13 protein-coding genes are annotated in these 16,920 nt (G+C 60.6%); 2 read left to right on the top strand and 11 right to left on the bottom strand.

The annotated features are described in order from the left end of the window. Positions 1–249 precede the first annotated feature (249 nt). From ACTQ1Z_RS08375 to carA, 11 genes are all read right to left on the bottom strand, one after another. Complete coding sequence (locus ACTQ1Z_RS08375; RefSeq protein ID WP_441860207.1) at positions 250–1,239, bottom strand: phosphoglycerate dehydrogenase; 990 nt, start codon at positions 1,237–1,239, stop codon at positions 250–252. A gap of 90 nt (positions 1,240–1,329) precedes the next feature. Beyond that, positions 1,330–2,970, bottom strand: coding sequence for a dihydroxy-acid dehydratase (gene ilvD / locus ACTQ1Z_RS08370; RefSeq protein WP_441860205.1), 1,641 nt, complete (start codon positions 2,968–2,970; stop codon positions 1,330–1,332). Positions 2,971–3,016: 46 nt separating this feature from the next. After that, a complete protein-coding gene (locus ACTQ1Z_RS08365) occupies positions 3,017–3,934 on the bottom strand; it encodes a phosphotriesterase family protein (RefSeq protein WP_441860203.1) in 918 nt (305 codons plus the stop codon). A gap of 9 nt (positions 3,935–3,943) precedes the next feature. Next, a complete protein-coding gene (dgoD, locus tag ACTQ1Z_RS08360) occupies positions 3,944–5,089 on the bottom strand; it encodes a galactonate dehydratase (RefSeq protein ID WP_441860201.1) in 1,146 nt (381 codons plus the stop codon). Positions 5,090–5,178: 89 nt separating this feature from the next. Further along, positions 5,179–6,444, bottom strand: coding sequence for a PTS galactitol transporter subunit IIC (locus ACTQ1Z_RS08355; protein WP_441860199.1), 1,266 nt, complete (start codon positions 6,442–6,444; stop codon positions 5,179–5,181). Positions 6,445–6,490: 46 nt separating this feature from the next. Further along, complete coding sequence (locus ACTQ1Z_RS08350; protein ID WP_441860197.1) at positions 6,491–6,790, bottom strand: PTS lactose transporter subunit IIB; 300 nt, start codon at positions 6,788–6,790, stop codon at positions 6,491–6,493. 80 nt (positions 6,791–6,870) lie between these two features. After that, positions 6,871–7,332 (bottom strand): PTS sugar transporter subunit IIA, encoded by a 462-nt coding sequence (locus ACTQ1Z_RS08345; protein ID WP_441860196.1) that lies wholly within the window; start codon positions 7,330–7,332, stop codon positions 6,871–6,873. Positions 7,333–7,335: 3 nt separating this feature from the next. Next, positions 7,336–7,962: a bifunctional 4-hydroxy-2-oxoglutarate aldolase/2-dehydro-3-deoxy-phosphogluconate aldolase gene (locus ACTQ1Z_RS08340; RefSeq protein ID WP_441860194.1), complete on the bottom strand. Its 627-nt coding sequence runs from the start codon at positions 7,960–7,962 to the stop codon at positions 7,336–7,338. 414 nt (positions 7,963–8,376) lie between these two features. Continuing rightward, positions 8,377–9,426, bottom strand: a complete 1,050-nt coding sequence (locus tag ACTQ1Z_RS08335) for a branched-chain amino acid aminotransferase (RefSeq protein WP_441860192.1) — start codon at positions 9,424–9,426, stop codon at positions 8,377–8,379. A 276-nt stretch (positions 9,427–9,702) separates the two neighbouring features. Continuing rightward, positions 9,703–12,909, bottom strand: a complete 3,207-nt coding sequence (gene carB, locus ACTQ1Z_RS08330) for a carbamoyl-phosphate synthase large subunit (RefSeq protein WP_441860191.1) — start codon at positions 12,907–12,909, stop codon at positions 9,703–9,705. Continuing rightward, positions 12,909–14,195, bottom strand: a complete 1,287-nt coding sequence (gene carA / locus ACTQ1Z_RS08325; RefSeq protein WP_441860189.1) for a glutamine-hydrolyzing carbamoyl-phosphate synthase small subunit — start codon at positions 14,193–14,195, stop codon at positions 12,909–12,911. The genes carB and carA overlap by 1 nt, the downstream gene beginning before the upstream one ends. Positions 14,196–14,690: 495 nt before the next feature. Between carA and ACTQ1Z_RS08320 the strand changes: the two genes are divergently transcribed. Next, entirely contained in the window at positions 14,691–15,686 is a 996-nt protein-coding gene (locus ACTQ1Z_RS08320) for a lipid II:glycine glycyltransferase FemX (protein ID WP_441860188.1), read from the top strand. Positions 15,687–15,692: 6 nt separating this feature from the next. Beyond that, positions 15,693–16,601 carry a PHP domain-containing protein gene (locus ACTQ1Z_RS08315; RefSeq protein WP_441860187.1) on the top strand — a complete coding sequence of 303 codons (909 nt, stop codon included), beginning with the start codon at positions 15,693–15,695 and terminating at the stop codon, positions 16,599–16,601. Positions 16,602–16,920 lie beyond the last annotated feature (319 nt).

Below are 16,920 nucleotides of genomic sequence, written 5' to 3'. Positions count from 1 at the left end.
GGACATGGGAGGCCCCTCCTCGCTGTGCGCCTAGACAACTCACAGCATGCGGGAGGCCTCCCTATTTGTCACCACCCGGGTGTAAACAACCTATTGGCACATAACACCTAGCCGCGAGCACGGAGCAATCGCATCGGCGCGCGAGGCACACGCCCGGATGACACGCCCGCGCGCAAACCCAAGCGGGGCGGCAGCACAACGGCTGTCGCCCCGCTACGCGTTTAAACGCCCCACAACATCGCAGTCCCGTCACCGGCTATAGAACTGGCCGAGTGACGTGACGACGTTGGGCGGCACGCAGCCATCCATGAAGGCAATGACGTTATCGGCTACGGCCATGCCCATGCGGTAGTTGGCCTCGTACGTAGCGGAACCCGCGTGCGGCGTCACGATGACGTTGGGAAGATCGAATAGCGGTGAGTGCTTGGGCGGCTCACCCGCATGCACGTCAGAGGCGTAACCGTAGAGCCTGCCTTCCGTAAGGGCCTTCGTGAGCGCCGAGTGGCGAACGATGCCGTCACGCGACGTGTTGATGAGGATGGCGTCGTCCTTCATCATGCGAAGCTCCTTGGCGCCAATGAGGTTCTCCGTCGCCTGGGTAAGCGGCGTGTGAATGGTCACGATGTCGCTTCGCTTGAGAAGGTCATTGAGGCTCGTAAAGATGAGGCCAGACCTCGCCGCAGACTCATCCGGGTTGATGTCATTACCAAGGATATCGAGGCCAAAGCCCATTGCCCTTCGCGCGACGGCCTGGCCGATGCGGCCAACGCCGATGATGCCGATGGTCTTGCCATAGAGGCTGTGTCCCGCGCGCTTGCGCCAGATACCATCCTTGAGCTCGGCATTCATCTGCGAGAGATGCCGCTCGAGGTCAAGGATGAGGCCAAAGGTGAGGTCCGCGGTCTCCTCAATGTTGGCGTCCGGGGTGTTCGTCACGACAATCCCGCGGTGCTTGGCCTCGGAGAAATCGATGTTGTTCACGCCAGAGCCATGGCGCGCGATAAGCTTGAGGTTGGGCAGTCTGCGGATGACGTCGCCGTTGAAGTCGTCGTTACCCACGATGGCGACGTCCGCATCGTACGCATGCTCGAGAATCTCCGCCTTCGTGAGGACACGGCCCGTCGGGTTGACCCAGACCTCGCATCCGGCGGCCTCCAAGCGCTCCAGCGGCTCCTTGGTGAAGACACCAAAGGAGGCGGCACAGGAGAAGACTTTGAGGTGAGATTTGGCAGCGAGCATGAAGGTTCCTCGACGATGATTTGGCTAGGGACAGTCTAGTAGATGAGAAGTCAGCGGCCCGGGAAAACCCAGGCCGCCTAGTTAATTACGTTATGCGAGCACAGCACCCGTCTTTGCGGAGCCGACCTGCTTTGCGTACCTCGCGAGCAGGTTACCACCGTTCTCGTGGATGACCGGCTTCCAATCCTGCTTTCGACGAGCAAATTCATCCTCGGAGACCTCGACCTCGATGAGGTTCTTCGTGAGGTCGACGCGGAGGATATCCCCGTCCTCGATGAGAGCGATAGGCGCGCCATCGAGAGCTTCCGGGCAAAGGTAGCCAACAGAGAGGCCGCCAGACGCACCGGAGAAGCGACCATCCGTAATGACGGCGGAGTTCGGGATGCCCTTCATGATCTCCGTCACGCGGTGGAGTTCCTTCATACCGGGACCGCCCTTGGGGCCCTCGTAACGGATCACAACGCCAGTGCCCGCGACAATGCGGCCCTCGTTGTAGGCAACAAAGGCCTCGTCCTCAGAGTTGAACACCATGGCGGGGCCACTCCAGACGTGCTGGTCAGCGGGCACGGCACTCGTCTTCACAAGCGCGCCCTCAGGAGCGAGGTTGCCATAGAGCACCTGGATGCCGTTGGCGACAGAGGCGGGATCGTCCTGCGTGCGAATCACGGAACGGTCGATGTCGATCTTGCCGGAGAGGTTCTCGCCGAGGGTCTTGCCCGTCACGGTCATGACCGTGGTGTCCAGGTCGCCCTCGATGGTCTTGAGAACCGCGGGGACGCCGCCTGCCTTGTAAAGGTTGACGCAGGAGATATCGCCGTTGGGCACGACATTGCAGACAACCGGCGTGTGCGACGTAGTCTCCGCAACCTGGGCCCAGGTGCACTCGAGACCAAGCTCGTGAGCGAGCGCGGGCAGGTGGATGAGAGCGTTGAGCGAACCGCCGACGGAAGCAAGGAGCTTGACCGCGTTGTCGATCGCCGCCTGCGTCATGATGTCGCTCGGCTTGATGTCGTGGCGGACAAGGTCAACGACGGCAGCACCGGTCTGGCGCGCCGAGAAGCGACGCTGGCTCGTGGAGCTCGGCCAGAGAGCGCCCATGGGTAGCATCATGCCGAGGCCCTCGGTGAGGCAGCCCATGGTGTTGGCGGTGCCGAGGAACGGACAGATGCCGGGGCCGGTGTAGTACTTGAGCGTGCCCTCGATGACCTCGCGCTCCGTAGCCTCGCCGCGAAGGAAGCGCGCACGGAGGGCCTTGGACTCGGAGGGCTTGATCTCGTCATAGCAGGGGCCAGCCGTCACGAGGGCGGAGGGCAGGTCGATGCGAGCGGCAGCCATGAGCATGGCGGGAATGATCTTGTCGCAAGAGCCCATGTAGACAACACCATCGAAGCAGCCCTCGCCCACGATCATGGCCTCGCAGGAATCCGCGATGACCTCGCGGTGAGGCAGACAGTAGCGCATGCCCGCGTGACCCTGGGCAACGCCATCGCACATGCCGATGGTGTTGAACTCGATGGGCTCGCCACCCGCCTCGAGGATGCCCTTCTTGACCTCGGCAGCAAGCTGCCTGAGCGGCTCATGGCCCGGGCAGACCTCGTTCCAGCTGTTAGCGATGGCGATTAGCGGCTTGTCCGGGTTCTCAAGCGAATCGATGGAGATACCGGCAGCGGCAAGGTGTGCCTTGGAGATGGCGCGCTGAAACGGTTCAAGCTGGTCAATCTTGCGAAGCATGTAAGTAAACCCTCTCGTAATTAGACTATGAAGCTATGTGACGTAACTAGTGGCAACCGGCGAGAACGCGCCCGGGATTGTCAACGAGCATGCGCTGGTAATCAGCCTCGGAAATGGCCTCAAGCACATACTTCTTGAAATCTGTGAGGATATAATCCAAGCCAGGTTTACCTCCGTAAGAACGGAAGTAATCCTTCTTGCCCATATCCCCGGCAAGACAGACCTTGTCGCCAAACCCCGCCTTAACGAGGTCCGCCAGCATCGCAACACGAGCAGCGTCATGATCATCAAGGTCACGACCAACGTGGTCGAAGCTGATAAAAGCACCCGTAGCACAAATACGCTTGAGGTAATCGACGTCCAGCGTAAGGTCGACATGGGAAAGGCAAACTCTCTCAGGAGCGACACCCGCGCGCTTGAGAAGGTCGATTTGCTCAAGGCCCATCGTGCCCTTGTCGCAATGCGTGATAACAGGCAGCGAGAAATCGCGCGCAATAGCTCCGCAAAGCGCAATGGCACGCTTCTCAGCATCCGTCACGGCATTAAGGCTGGTTCCTATCTTGATGGCACCCGGCTTCACGTGCGAATAGCCAATGCCATCCTCAATCTCATCAATCACAACATGAGAAACAGCCTTGTCATCAAGCTCAAAGAACCATTGCGGCAGATGAGCTTGTTTGTGAAACCCCGTGATGCAGACAACGTTAACGCCCGATTCTTCAGAGATAGTGCGCAAAACCTCTGCGTTACGGCCAAAATTGAGCGGAGACATCTCAACCATCGTAGAGCCGCCAGCAGCCTTAAAAGCCTTGGCTTCTTCGATCGACTTTTCGACGTTATCAAGCGTATACGGATAAAACTCGGGAAGCTCGTTGGGCTTCACATAGAGATGCTCGTGGATATATGTAATTCCAAGTTCATCAGCCTTAACCGGCCCAAGAACCGTATTGACCTCAGCAGTCATAACGCTCCCCTACCACTCGGCAATGGTGCCGTCGTAATTCTTCCAGCTGGGGTTAGACCACTTCAGACCCTCTGCCGCAATTCGTTCGATCTTATCGACGTCCATCTCGAGGCCAAGACCAGGCTTACCCGGAAGCGCAAGATAGCCATTTTCGAACTGGAAAATCTCCTTGTTCTTAATGAAGTCAAGAAGGTCAAAGCCCTGGTTGTAGTGAATGCCAAAGCTCTGTTCCTGGATGAAGACATTCGGCGTGCAAGCGTCAACCTGCAACGTCGCCGCGAGCGCGATGGGACCGTAGGGAGCATGCGGAGCAGCGGCCATATCGTAGGCTTCCGCCATCGCGCAAATCTTCCGAGTCTCGAGAATGCCACCACACATGGCAACATCGGGCTGAATGATATCGACGCAACCCTGCTGGAAGAGCCTCTTGAACTCCCAGCGGCTATAGAGGCGCTCGCCCGTGGAAAGGGGCACGGCTACCTCACGAGCAATCTGGTCAAACGCCTCCCAGTTCTCGGGAAGCACAACCTCTTCGAGGAACATCGGATGGAAAGGCTCGACAGCCTTGGCGAGCACCTTAGCCATAGGCTTGTGCACGCGTCCATGGAAATCAATGCCGATCTCGATGTCGTCTCCGCAGGCGTCCCTGATAGACGAGACTCGATCAACGACCGCCTGGACCTTCTTGTATGAATCGATGTAATGAAGCTCCTCGGTGGCATTCATCTTCACGGCAGAGAAACCGCGCTCGAGGCGATCTTTTGCCTGAGAGGCAACATCGCTGGGACGATCTCCGCCAATCCAAGAGTAAACGCGAATGCGGTCACGAGCCGCACCACCTAGAAGCTCGTAGACGGGCACACCGAAGGCTTTGCCCTTGATATCCCAAAGGGCCATCTCAAGACCAGAAATGATAGTCCCGTTGATGGGACCCCCACGGAAGAAGGAACGATGTAGCTCCTGCCAGATGCGCTCTATCTCAAATGGATTACGGCCGATGATACGCTGAGCAAGCTCCTTGGCACCAGCCATGACCGTCTCGGTCTTGGTGCCAGAAATCATCTCGCCCCAGCCCTCGATGCCCTCGTCAGTAAGGACACGTGCGAAAATCCAGCGCGGCTTGATTTCGTACATGATGACATCGGTAATCTTCATTGGCGAATTCCCTTGAATAGAAAGCAGCTTTGAAATAAACGTCGAGGGGCCCGGGGCCACATGCGACCCCGGGCTAAAGCCAGTCCGCGCTAAGGCAGGAACTTTGCGAGGCTCATCATGATGAAGCCAATGAGGTGCTCACCGGCATCCTCGGTAGAGATGAGAGCCATACCCTGCGGGAGGGTGAAGCCGCCAGCAAGAGCGAGCTCGGTGTGCATCGGAGCCATGGCGGTAGCCATCCACAGGACCAGGCAGGTAATGATGGTCGTAGAAAGAAGACCGCGGACAATGTTGCCCTTGCCAAAGGCAACGGGCCAAGCAGCGAGCCACATAGCCTGATAGGCAATATCGGAGATCGGGAGCAGCTTGTTGCCAGGCAGGACGGCAGCCAGGACCAGCGTGATGGGAACCATGATGATGCCCACGGTGATGGCAGACTCGTTCGCAACGGTGAGCGCGGCGTCGATGCCCATCGTGAAGTTGGCATCCGGGAACTTCTTGGAAAGGGTATCCTTCACGGCATTGGCGAAGGGAAGGAGACCCTCCATCAGAATCTGCATCATCTTCGGGGTGAGGACCATCGTCGCAGAGGTGGAGATGGCAACAATCATGATGTTCTGGAAATTGTCGCCAGCAAGAAGTGCGATGGCCGCACCGATCAGGAAGCCCATGAACATAGGCTCGCCAACGAAGCCGAACTTATCCTGAACGCCCTTGGGGGACATATCGAGCTTGTTGAGGCCGGGGATGACATCCCAAACCTTGTTGAGCAGATAGGCAACCGGAGCCCAGATAACGGAGTTGGAGGTCGGGAAGTTGACGCCCTCGAGCTCGAAGTAATCCTCAACCACAGGCGTAGTCCAGTCAGCGAGCTTGAAGGTAATGGCAGCGTCGAGAGCGGCAGCAAGAAGCGGAGCCCAGAGGTTGCCGGTAACGACCCAGACCAGGGCACCCGTGAAGATGAAGTGGTTATAGGACCAGAAATCAACCATGACGGTGCGGGTCTGCTTGGTGACGAGCATGAGCACGTTCACACCAAGAACGACGAAGACGATAACGGCGGCAAGGGGGTTAGCCCAAGTGGCAGCGGCGCGAGCCGGCCAGCCCACATCCATAATCGAAGTCTGGATGCCCCAGTTGGCAACCATCTGGGTAACAGAGGGACTCACCTGAGAAACAAACCAATTAATAACGATGTTGACGCCAGCGAAACCAATGCCCACCATCAGGGCAGACTTGAGAAGAACGTTCATCTTGACACGGAAGATGAGGCCGAGAACCAGGATGATAATCGGCATCATGCACATGGCGCCCAGAGAGGCGAGTGCTTGAAGCAACTGAACAACGATCTCCATTTGCTATCTCCTTAATGTGCGGTCTTGAAACCAAACGGCAAGAGCCCTAGGCCTTGAGGGCCTCGGCGATCTTGTCGCAAACTGCAGCCTCGCCAATGCCAGTGACAAAAGCGGTGGCCTGAATAACGGTTGCGTCGCCGGTGTCGATGCCCTTGAGCTTGCCCGTGGGAACAACGATGTCCACGTGATTCGTGGCAATGTTGCCCTCCACCTCGGAGAACTTGCACTGGATGATGCGAGGCTCAGGGCAGCCAGCGTTCTTGGCGATCTCCTTGACCTTGTTCACCGCGACAGTCGACGTGATCATGGAAGAAGCACAGCAGACGATGACGGTCTTCTTTTCCATTACTTCCTCTCCCTTTCAATTGGCTATGAAGCGTTTGCTATCGAGTCCGGTCGACCTACGCCGCCCGGGCTGAAACCCACTTAGACGAGATGCGGACCCGCGAGAGAGACGACCTCTTCCGCAGTCTTAGCAGCAAGGACCTTCTCAACAAGTTCCTGATCCTGAACAAAAGCGATGACCTTCTGAAGCATCTCGAGATGACCATGAGGGTCGCTCAGGGCAAGCATCACGACGAGCTCAACATCGCAGCTTTCATCCGAGTCATCCATGCGACGCCAGTTCACTGCATTACGAAGAACGCCCACGCAAATGGAGCCTTCGATCGTGTGCTCGGCCTCCGTGTGCGGGATTGCGACGTTGTGAGCACCAAGCTCGAGAGCCGTGGGATACTCCTCTTCGCGCGAAAGGAGCGCAGGAGCAAAGGAATCCTTGACGTAGCCATGATCCAGAAGAACCTGAGCAAGCTTCGACTCGACATCAGCCGGAGTCTCGGCATCATCAATAAAAGCAACGAGCGATTCGTCGAACTTGGGCACTGCCATCCCCTACCACCTAACGCTATTCTCGAAAGACTTAACCTGCTCAGCGAGCTTGTCGGCATTCATCGCGATGATGTCCGACTTCTCGAAAATGCCCGAACCAATACCCGCATAGGTGGCGCCGGCATCGAAGAACTCCTGCACGTTGCCACCATTGACGCCGCCAACGACCATGAGTGGCATCCAGTTGAGGGGCGCCTGGATATCGGAAAGGTACTTAGCACCAAGACGCGCGGCCGGGAAGATCTTCACGATGTCAGCCCCCTGCTCGAACATCGTGAAGACCTCCGTCGGCGAGAAGGCAGCCGGGACACAAACGGCACCGGCGTCCTTCGCGATGGTAAAGATCTCCGGCGTGAAGCAGACCGGAGAGAGCATGAAGGCCGAGCCCGCAGCAGCAGCGGCCTTTGCACGCTCGACGGTGGTCACGGTGCCGGCGCCGATCTTTACCTCGCTGCCAAACTCGTTCACGAGCTTGGCGATGGTCTCAGCTGCGCCCTCGGTGTTCATCGCTACCTCAACCGCGCCCAGACGGGTGCCCACGAGCTGCTCGACCACGCAGTGGCACTGCTCGTAGCTGTATCCACGCAGAATCACGGTCACGCGCGGAAAGTCTGCATCCTTGGAGAACATCCCCGTTGCCTCCTTTTGCATACTAGGGATTAGTGCATCTTTTCTAATTCCCTCCTGAAGTTCCTCCACAATATCGGCGTCAGGTTCTCCACAGTCAAGCGCATGCCGATAAACGGTGTACGAAAAGTATTTACGCTGTTATTCTGCTATCTGCTATTACCGTTTACCGAATTATATTCATGATGTTTCTTCACAATTCATGCGAGTTGTGAAGTTTACCTCTGTTGTATGTGTATATTTATTTGCGCTATTTGCATATTCTAAACATTATTCCAAATGTATCTTCATTGTTTCTTCACATTTAGTAACCGCGCGTATTACTGACGCTACGGGGTGACGCGACGCGTATCCTCACAAAAAACGGCCCCACCGGAGAGTCGGTGGGGCCGCAGGCAACCATCTATGCAGCATGCATTAGCAGATCTTGAAGACCCAGTTGTGCTTGTCCTCGACGGCGCCGGACTGGATGCCGGTCAGCGTCTCGCGGAGCTTCTTCATGACGGGGCCAATCTCGGTCTGGCCAGCCGGGAAGACGACGGTCTCATCCGCGCCATAGACCTTGTTGTCGATCTCGCCCACCGGGGAGATAACGGCAGCGGTGCCGCACATTCCGCACTCGGAGAACTTGCCGCTCTTGACCTCGGCCCACTCGACGGGACGGTTGTCCACGGTCATGCCGAGGTCCTCAGCGACCTGGACGAGGGAGCGACGGGTGATGGAGGGCAGGATCGAGTCCGTGTGGCTCTTGGGAACCACGAGGGTGTTACCGTCGACGAACAGGACGTTCGCGCCACCGGTCTCCTCGACGTAGGTACGAGACTCGGAGTCGAGATAAAGGTTGTCGGCATAGCCGGTGGCGTGGGCCTCGACGGAGGGCTTCAGGCTCATGGCGTAGTTCAGGCCGGCCTTGATGTTGCCGGTACCGTGCGGTGCGGCGCGGTCGTACTCGGAAACACGAAGCTTGACGGACTTGAGGCCACCCTTGTAGTACGGGCCCACCGGCGTGACGAGGATGCGGAAGGTGTACTCGGGCGCGGGGGCAACGCCGATGACGTCGCCAGAGCCGATCATGAACGGGCGAACGTACAGCGTGGCGCCAGAGCCGAACGGCGGGACCCAAGCTGCATTGGCCTTGACGACCTCCTTGACGGCCTCGACGAAGCGGTCCTTCGGGAACGGCGGCATCTCGAGGCGCTGGGCGGAGTCATACATGCGCTGGGCGTTCTGGTCCGGACGGAAGCAAACGATCTCGCCGCTCTCGGTGGTGTAGGCCTTGAGGCCCTCGAAGACCTCCTGGCAGTAGTGGAAGATGCCGCCGCACTCGGAGACGTGCAGCGTGTGGTCGGAGGTCAGGCCGCCCTCGTCCCACTCGCCGTCCTTCCAGTGGGCCTCATAGCTGTAGTCAGTCTGCATATAGGCGAAGCCGAGGCTTCCCCAGTCCAGATCCTTCTTCTCAACTGCCATGATCTTGCTCCTTAAAACCGTTGCGGTCTCTCTGGCCCCGCCGGGCGAGGTCTCCCTGGGTATACGCGCGGTGTCTCCCCCTGTGTGGCGACCCCTCCGCGGTAGTCCCATAGGATAGCCCTTTTGGGGAAACGTTCGCCAAAAGGCACCCAATGCGTAATAGTGACGAAATATGTCGAGCACACCGTCGGCGAAATGGACATACAAGAGGGGTCCGGCACGGCGCTTGCCGGTCGGACCCCCAGAATCAGGCTATGTCAGACCTCCTCGGTCCCCTTACAGGTCCTGGAGGGCAACGACGTCGAGCTTACCCTCGCGCGCGGTGCGGATGGCCTCGACCATCGCCTGGGCACCCGGAAGCGTCGTGACGTTGGTGACGCGATAGCGAACGGCGATCTGGCGCAGCGCATAGAAGTCATCGCGCGTGTCGTGACCGCCAGGCGTGTTGATGATGAGCTGGATGTCACCACCAGAAATCATCGTGCCGATGTTCGGGCGCATCTCGCTCGTACGACGGACAGTCTTGCACTCGATGCCGGCGGCACGCAGGGCCTTGGCGGTACCGGAGGTGCCCACGAGCGTGAAGCCCATGCCCACCAGGTCGCGCGCAACACCGATGATGGCGCGCTTGTCACGGTCGCGCACGGAGACGAACACGCAGCCCTTCGTCGGTAAACCGTAGCTGATGGCCAGCTGGGTCTTCGCGTAGGCGGCCGGGAAGGTCGGGGCGACGCCCATGACCTCACCCGTCGACTTCATCTCCGGGCCGAGCGTCATGTCCGCACCGGGGAAGCGGTCGAACGGAAGCACGGCCTCCTTGCAGGCGAAGTAGTCGAAGGTGCGGTCCTCGGCCGGGAGATTGAGGTCGCGGATCTTCTCGCCGGCCATGATGAGGGCGGCCATGCGAGCCAGGGGCACGCCAGTCGACTTCGAGGAGAACGGCACGGTGCGGCTCGCGCGCGGGTTGAGCTCGATGACGTAGAGCTGGCCGTTGTGGACGGCGTACTGCACGTTCAGCGCGCCCACGACGTGGCAGGCGAGCGCGAGCTTGTGCGTGGTCTCGCGGATCTGGGCGACCATCGAGTCTGCCAGGGAGTACGGCGGCATGCAGCAGGCGGAGTCGCCGGAGTGGATGCCAGCCTCCTCGATCTGCTCGAGGACGCTACCCACGTAGCACTCCTCGCCGTCGGCGAGGGCGTCGACGTCGAGCTCGACGGCGGAGTCGAGGAAGGAGTCGAGGTAGATCGGGTGGTCCTTGGAGACGCGCGTGGCGGCCTCCATGTAGCTCTTGAGGTGGCGCTCGTCATAGGCGATGACCATGCCACGGCCGCCGAGCACGTAGCTGGGACGGACGAGCAGCGGGAAACCGATGCGGTGGGCGACCTCGACGGCCTCCTCATAGGTCTCCGCGACGCCGGAGACCGGGTAGGCGATGCCGAGCTCGTCGAGCAGGGCGCTGAAGCGCTCGCGGTCCTCGGCGAGGTCGAGGGCGTCGGGCTGGGTACCCATGATGGGCACGCCGGCGGCCTTCAGGCGGGCAGCGAGGTTGATCGGCGTCTGGCCGCCGAGGGTGCAGATGACGCCCTCGGGCTGCTCGATGTCGACGATGTCCATGACGTCCTCGAACGTCAGGGGCTCGAAGTAGAGGCGATCGGAGGTGTCGTAGTCCGTGGAGACGGTCTCCGGGTTGCAGTTGACCATGACCGTCTCATAGCCCTTGTCGTGCAGGGCGTAGGCAGCGTGGCAGCAGCAGTAGTCGAACTCGATGCCCTGACCGATGCGGTTCGGGCCGGCGGAGAGGATCATCGCACGCGGCTTGTCGGCGGCGCGACGCTCCGTGGCTCCCCACTCGTAGGTCTTGTAGTGGTAGCTCGTGCGCGCCGGGAACTCGCCGCCACAGGTGTCGACCGTCTTGATGACGGGAACGATGCCCTTGGCCTTGCGCCAGGTGCGAACCTCGAGCTCGGTCGAGCCAGTGAAATGGGCGATCTGCTCGTCCGAGAAGCCCATCTGCTTGACGGAGCGCATGTCGCGACCGGAAATCTCAGTGAGCTTGTGGCCGGCAAGCCACTTCTCGGTGTCCGTGAGGTTGCGCAGGTGGCTGAGGAACCACGGATCGATGCCCGTGAGCTCGTAGAGATCGTCAATCTCCCAGCCACGACGGAGCGCCTCGATGACGTAGTAGATGCGCTGGGCGGTGGGCACCGAGACGCGCTGGCGGAAGTCAGGCACGTCGAAGAGCGCCGGGTTGTCCGCACCGAGCATGTTCTCGCCAACCTCGAGCGAGCGCATGGCCTTGTTGAAGCTTTCCTCGAAGGTGCGGCCGATGGACATGACCTCGCCCACGGCCTTCATACGCGTGGAGAGGGTCTCATCCGTGCCCTTGAACTTCTCGAAGGCGAAACGCGGGACCTTGACGACGCAGTAGTCGATGGAGGGCTCGAAGCAAGCCGGCGTGGCCTGCGTGATGTCGTTCTTGACCTCGTCGAGCGTGAGCCCCACGGCGAGACGAGCGGCGACCTTGGCGATCGGGAAGCCTGTGGCCTTGGAAGCAAGTGCGGAGGAGCGGCTCACGCGCGGGTTCATCTCGACGACGATGATGCGGCCATCCTCGGGGTTCACGGCAAACTGCACGTTGGAGCCACCGGTGGCGACGCCGACCTTCTCGAGAATCGCGAGCGAGGCGTCGCGGAGGCGCTGGAGCTCCATGTCAGAGAGGGTCTGGGCCGGGGCGACGGTGATGGAGTCGCCCGTGTGGACGCCCATGGGGTCGAGGTTCTCGATGGAGCAGATCACGATGCCGTTGCCGGCGCAGTCGCGCATGACCTCCATCTCGATTTCCTTCCAGCCCTGGATGGACTCCTCCACCAGGACCTCGCCCTCGGGCGACAGGTCGATACCCTGGGCAACGATGCGACGCAGGTCGTCTATGTCATAGGCGATGCCGCCGCCGGCGCCACCGAGGGTGAAGCTCGGACGGATGATGACGGGGAAGCCGAGGTTCTCGACGATACGCTCGGCGTCCGCCACGGAGTAGGCGAAGCCGCTCTTGCAGATGTGCAGGCCGATGTCCTCCATGGCCTCGGCGAAGAGCTTACGGTCCTCACCGATGCGAATGGACTCGGTGTTGCAGCCGATGACCTCGACGCCGTACTTGGAAAGCACGCCCATCTCGTCAAGCTCGATGGCGCAGTTGAGGCCCGTCTGGCCACCCATGTTGGGCAGGAGGGCATCGGGGCGCTCGCGCTCGATGATCTTTGCGACGGCATCCGTCGTGATCGGCTCGACATAGGTGCGGTCGGCGATGTTCGGGTCGGTCATGATGGTCGCCGGGTTGGAGTTCACGAGGACGACCTCGTAGCCGAGCGCCTTGAGGCTCTCGCACGCCTGCGTGCCGGAGTAGTCGAACTCGCACGCCTGGCCAATGACGATCGGACCAGAGCCGATGACCAGGATCTTCTTAATGTCAGTACGCTTCGGCACTAGAAGCGCCTCCCCTCACGGACGTCGATGGCAAGATAGTTGGGGTCGCCCTCAATGAGGCGGCGGAAAGCCTCAAACATGTAGGCCGCATCCTTCGGGCCGGGCGAGGCCTCGGGGTGGTACTGGGCGGAGAAGGCTGGGATGTCGAGGAATTGGATGCCCTCGGGCGTGCCATCGTTGAGGTTCACGTGCGTAAGACGGATGCGACCGAAGCGCTCGTTATTCACCACGGGCGCGATGCGGCGCTCGCTCCAGAAGCGGAGGTCCTGCGTGTTGGCGGCGTTCCAGGCGTCGACGACTTCCTTGCCACCGGAGAGTTCGACATCGATCTCGCCGAGGCTCGAGAACACGAGGCCGTAGTTGTGGTTCTGGGCAGTGACCTCGACCATGCCGGAGAGCAGGTTCATGACGGGCTGGTTGCCACCGTGGTGGCCATAGGGCAGCTTCTCGATCTGGGCGCCCGCCGCCTGGCAAATCATCTGGTGGCCGAGGCAAATGCCGAAGACGGGAACCTTGCCCAGAAGCTCCTCAGCGCAGCGCGCGGGCTCCGGGAGCTCACGCGGGTCACCGGGGCCGTTGGAGAGGAAGACACCGTCGGGGTTCTCGGCGAGGATCTTCTCCGCCGGGGTGTCCCAGGGCACGACGTGCATGTCGATTCCCACGCCTACGACGCCGCGCAGGATGCCGAACTTCTCACCGCAGTCGAGAGCGGTGACGCGCAGGCGCTTGCGCGGATGGTCGATGTCGATGAGCGCGTTGACGTCATAGGGCTCCGCGGTGGAAACCTTGGCAACCCAGTTGGTCTCGGAGATGGAGGGCGCGGCCTTCACGCGGGCAACGAGGCTCGCCGGGTCAAGGTCCTCAGTGGAGATCGCGCAGCGCATGGTGCCGGTATCGCGAACACGCAGCGTGATCTCACGCGTGTCAACGCCCTCGATGCCAACAATGCCGTGCTCTGCGAGGAAGTCGGGGAGCGATCCGATGCTCCGCCAGTTATTGGGCGTGTGGCACATATCGCAGACGACAACGCCCGCGAGGTCGACGCCGTCAGACTGCATGTCCTCGGGACAGACGCCATAGTTGCCAATCTGGGGATACGTAAAGGTCACGACCTGACCCGCGTAGGACGGATCAGAGATGACCTCCTGGTAGCCCGACATGGCCGTGTTGAAGACGAGCTCACCGAAGGTCTCACCAGTGGCGCCCACCGAAAGGCCCTCGAAGGTGGTGCCGTCCTCGAGCGCGAGAAGCGCCTTGGGGGCATCAGTTGCGAGCAGTGGATTCACGCGTTCCCCTTTCTTTTGGGTTCGCGCGGTATGAAAACGACGCCCGGACTCGAGGCCGAGGCACAAAAAAAGAGGCGCCCGACTCGTGACCGAGGGCGTCCCCACAAGACGAGCGCACGCCTGCCGCGCGCCCTTTGGCCCAGCGAAAACCCGGCATGTCCAACGCCGAGTCAGGCCGTTTTGCCTTGCAGGTATCCCGTACCGTGCTTAAAGGTCTAAGGGATTATAAGACCAGCAGAGTGTCTCGCAAGGATAACTTTATGTTAGGCAACCAAATATAAATGCAGGTAGCGCAGGTAAGACGCTGGTTATGCAGTCCCACCCACCGAATATCCACGCCTCTCCACGACACGTTCCCAGGTGGCGACGCCTGGCTCGTCTGGTTTCGCCGTGGTTCCTCCCTCCCCGCGCATCAGCTGAGCCCGAGCTGGCTAGAATTGAGGGTCAGAAACAATGCGAACTACGCCGCAGCACGAACGAGACACAGGAGCGCACGTGATCGAAGCCAACGACATCACCGTTGAGGAACTCGAGACAAAGGCCGCGGAGCTCGGGGTCAACCTTCCCATCGAGCAGACCGCCGTCTGGGCGGGCTACCAGGCCACTATCGACGGGCGCACCCCCTGGGGCGCCGTCGAACTCACCCAGGACGGCCGCACAATCGCCCTCGTGAGCCTGATCGATTACGAGACCCACGGCTATCACTACCTACGCTCCAACCACGCCCCTGTCTGGGCCATGGAGCCCAGCGAGGAGCTCGAGGGCCAGGCAATCGACGCCCTCGCCGCTCACGTCCGCGCGAAGGACAAGCGCCAGAAGTTCATGCGCATCTCCATCAAGGCCGAGCTCGCCTCGACCACGCCCGTCCTCTCCGGCATCCCCTATGACCACACCGTCGTGATCGACGTCACCGGCGGAGACGAGGAGATCCTCTCCCGCATGAAGCCGCGCGGTCGCCGCGACGTTCGCAAGGCCCTTCGCGAGAGCCCCGTCACCTGCGCCGACGAGACCGAGCTCGCCTCCAAGAGCTTCGAGGAGTATTACGACGTCATGCGCGAGACCGGCGAGCGCGACGGCTTCACGCCCGCGCCCTGCTCGGACTACGAGGACATGATCCGCATCCTCGGTCCCGAGCACTGCCGCGTCTACGCCGGCAGGCTCGATGGCCGCGTCGTCACCTGGTCGCTCGTCACCATCAACGGCACCCGCGCCGTGCGCTATTACGGCGCCAGCCGCAACGAGACCATGCGTCAGCACGTGACCGACAAGCTCGTCTACTTCGAGTGCTGCGACCTCGGCGCCAACCAGGGCTGCCTCGACTACGACATGATGGCGATTGGCAGCGAGTTCTCGCCCAAGCTCATGGGCCTGAATGAGTTCAAGACCAAGTTCACCAAGCAGGTCGCCGAGGTGGCGCCGGATCGTGACGTCCCCCTCCACGGTCTGTTCTACAAGGCACTCGTAACCGCCAAGAAACTTCGCGATCGGTAGATAGCCGTGGACACGCCAATCGTCGACTGCCACACCCACACGTCGTTCTCAGACGGGACGTCAACCTTCGAGGAGAACGTACGGGCAGCAGCGGCCGCCGGTTGCCGCGCCCTCGTCTCCACCGACCACCTGACGCTCCCCGCAAGCCTGGACGAGTCGTGCGAGACGCAGGTGCCCCTCGCACGACTCGTCGAACACCGTTCTGCCTTCGAGGCAGCACGCGGCCTCGCAAGTGAGATTGCGCCCGAACTCGAACTCATCTATGGCTTCGAATGCGACTGGTATCCCGGCTGCGAGGAATACGTGCGCACCTGGAGCGAAGGTGCCATCGTCCGCCTCGGAAGCGTGCACTACATCGGAAACCCCGGCAACATCGCTACGGGAGCCGCCGGGCAGCCGGGTACCGTGGGAACGCCCCAGGCAAACCAAATCTACCCGGACTCCGGATGGATCGACTATGCCGAGGACAAGCACGTCTGGGAGAACCTCGGAGCTGATGAGGTATGGCGACGCTACGTCGACATGTGGTGCAAGGCATGCGAGAGCCCCCTCGAATTCGACACCATGGCTCACCCCGACCTCGCCGCCCGATTCACGAACGATGGATTCGCGCCGACGATCGACCTCTCCCGCCTTTGGGACCAAATGGTCGAATGCGCCCATGACACCGGGCGTAGGATCGAAGTTTCAACCGCTGGCCTCAGGAAGACAACGGCAAACTACTACCCGAGCGCGGGTCTCCTGCACCGATTCGCCAAGGCCGGCGTCACCATCACGACCGGCTCTGACGCCCATAGGGCCGTCGATGTCTGCTGTGGCATCCAAGAGGCCTACCGCTATGCATATGCCGCTGGATATAGGTCGATAGAGGTTCCGCACGCGGACGGATCCTGGGAGTCAGTCGAGATCCAGTAAGACACTCGGCGAGTCATTGTGCCAAAACAAATAGAGGCCCGGAGCAAATCGCCCGGGCCTCTACGCATTTCAAAGTGAAACATATAGACGCAAACCGAATAACTGTAGTCAGTCCTTTGAAAGGGAGAGTCGAATCGGCTCGAAAACGGTAGCCGATGCAACACGACGTGACTACAAGCAATCAAAGAGCCACGAAACAAGAGGGCCTCGCCACCACGCGGGTGACGGGGCCCTCCCGGCACGCAAATGCCCCTCGTTGGTCAGCGACGTCCTGCTCTCCCACGGACTGCTCCGCAGTACCATCGGCGCTAGGGGGCTT

Origin of the sequence: Parolsenella sp. LCP21S3_E11 (assembly GCF_052118165.1) — a bacterium.
Taxonomy (GTDB): Bacteria; Actinomycetota; Coriobacteriia; order Coriobacteriales; family Atopobiaceae; genus Parolsenella.
Note: the sequence above shows the minus strand (reverse complement) of the source record. Positions and strands in the feature narration are given on the sequence as shown.

Coding starts and splice junctions, on each gene's coding strand:
- ACTQ1Z_RS08340 (WP_441860194.1), bottom strand. CDS start 7,962: ATGTTCTCCAAGGATGCAGACTTTCCGCGCGTGACCGTGATTCTGCGT.
- ilvD (WP_441860205.1), bottom strand. CDS start 2,970: ATGCTTCGCAAGATTGACCAGCTTGAACCGTTTCAGCGCGCCATCTCC.
- ACTQ1Z_RS08350 (WP_441860197.1), bottom strand. CDS start 6,790: ATGGAAAAGAAGACCGTCATCGTCTGCTGTGCTTCTTCCATGATCACG.
- ACTQ1Z_RS08365 (WP_441860203.1), bottom strand. CDS start 3,934: ATGACTGCTGAGGTCAATACGGTTCTTGGGCCGGTTAAGGCTGATGAA.
- dgoD (WP_441860201.1), bottom strand. CDS start 5,089: ATGAAGATTACCGATGTCATCATGTACGAAATCAAGCCGCGCTGGATT.
- ACTQ1Z_RS08375 (WP_441860207.1), bottom strand. CDS start 1,239: ATGCTCGCTGCCAAATCTCACCTCAAAGTCTTCTCCTGTGCCGCCTCC.
- ACTQ1Z_RS08345 (WP_441860196.1), bottom strand. CDS start 7,332: ATGGCAGTGCCCAAGTTCGACGAATCGCTCGTTGCTTTTATTGATGAT.
- ACTQ1Z_RS08335 (WP_441860192.1), bottom strand. CDS start 9,426: ATGGCAGTTGAGAAGAAGGATCTGGACTGGGGAAGCCTCGGCTTCGCC.
- ACTQ1Z_RS08355 (WP_441860199.1), bottom strand. CDS start 6,444: ATGGAGATCGTTGTTCAGTTGCTTCAAGCACTCGCCTCTCTGGGCGCC.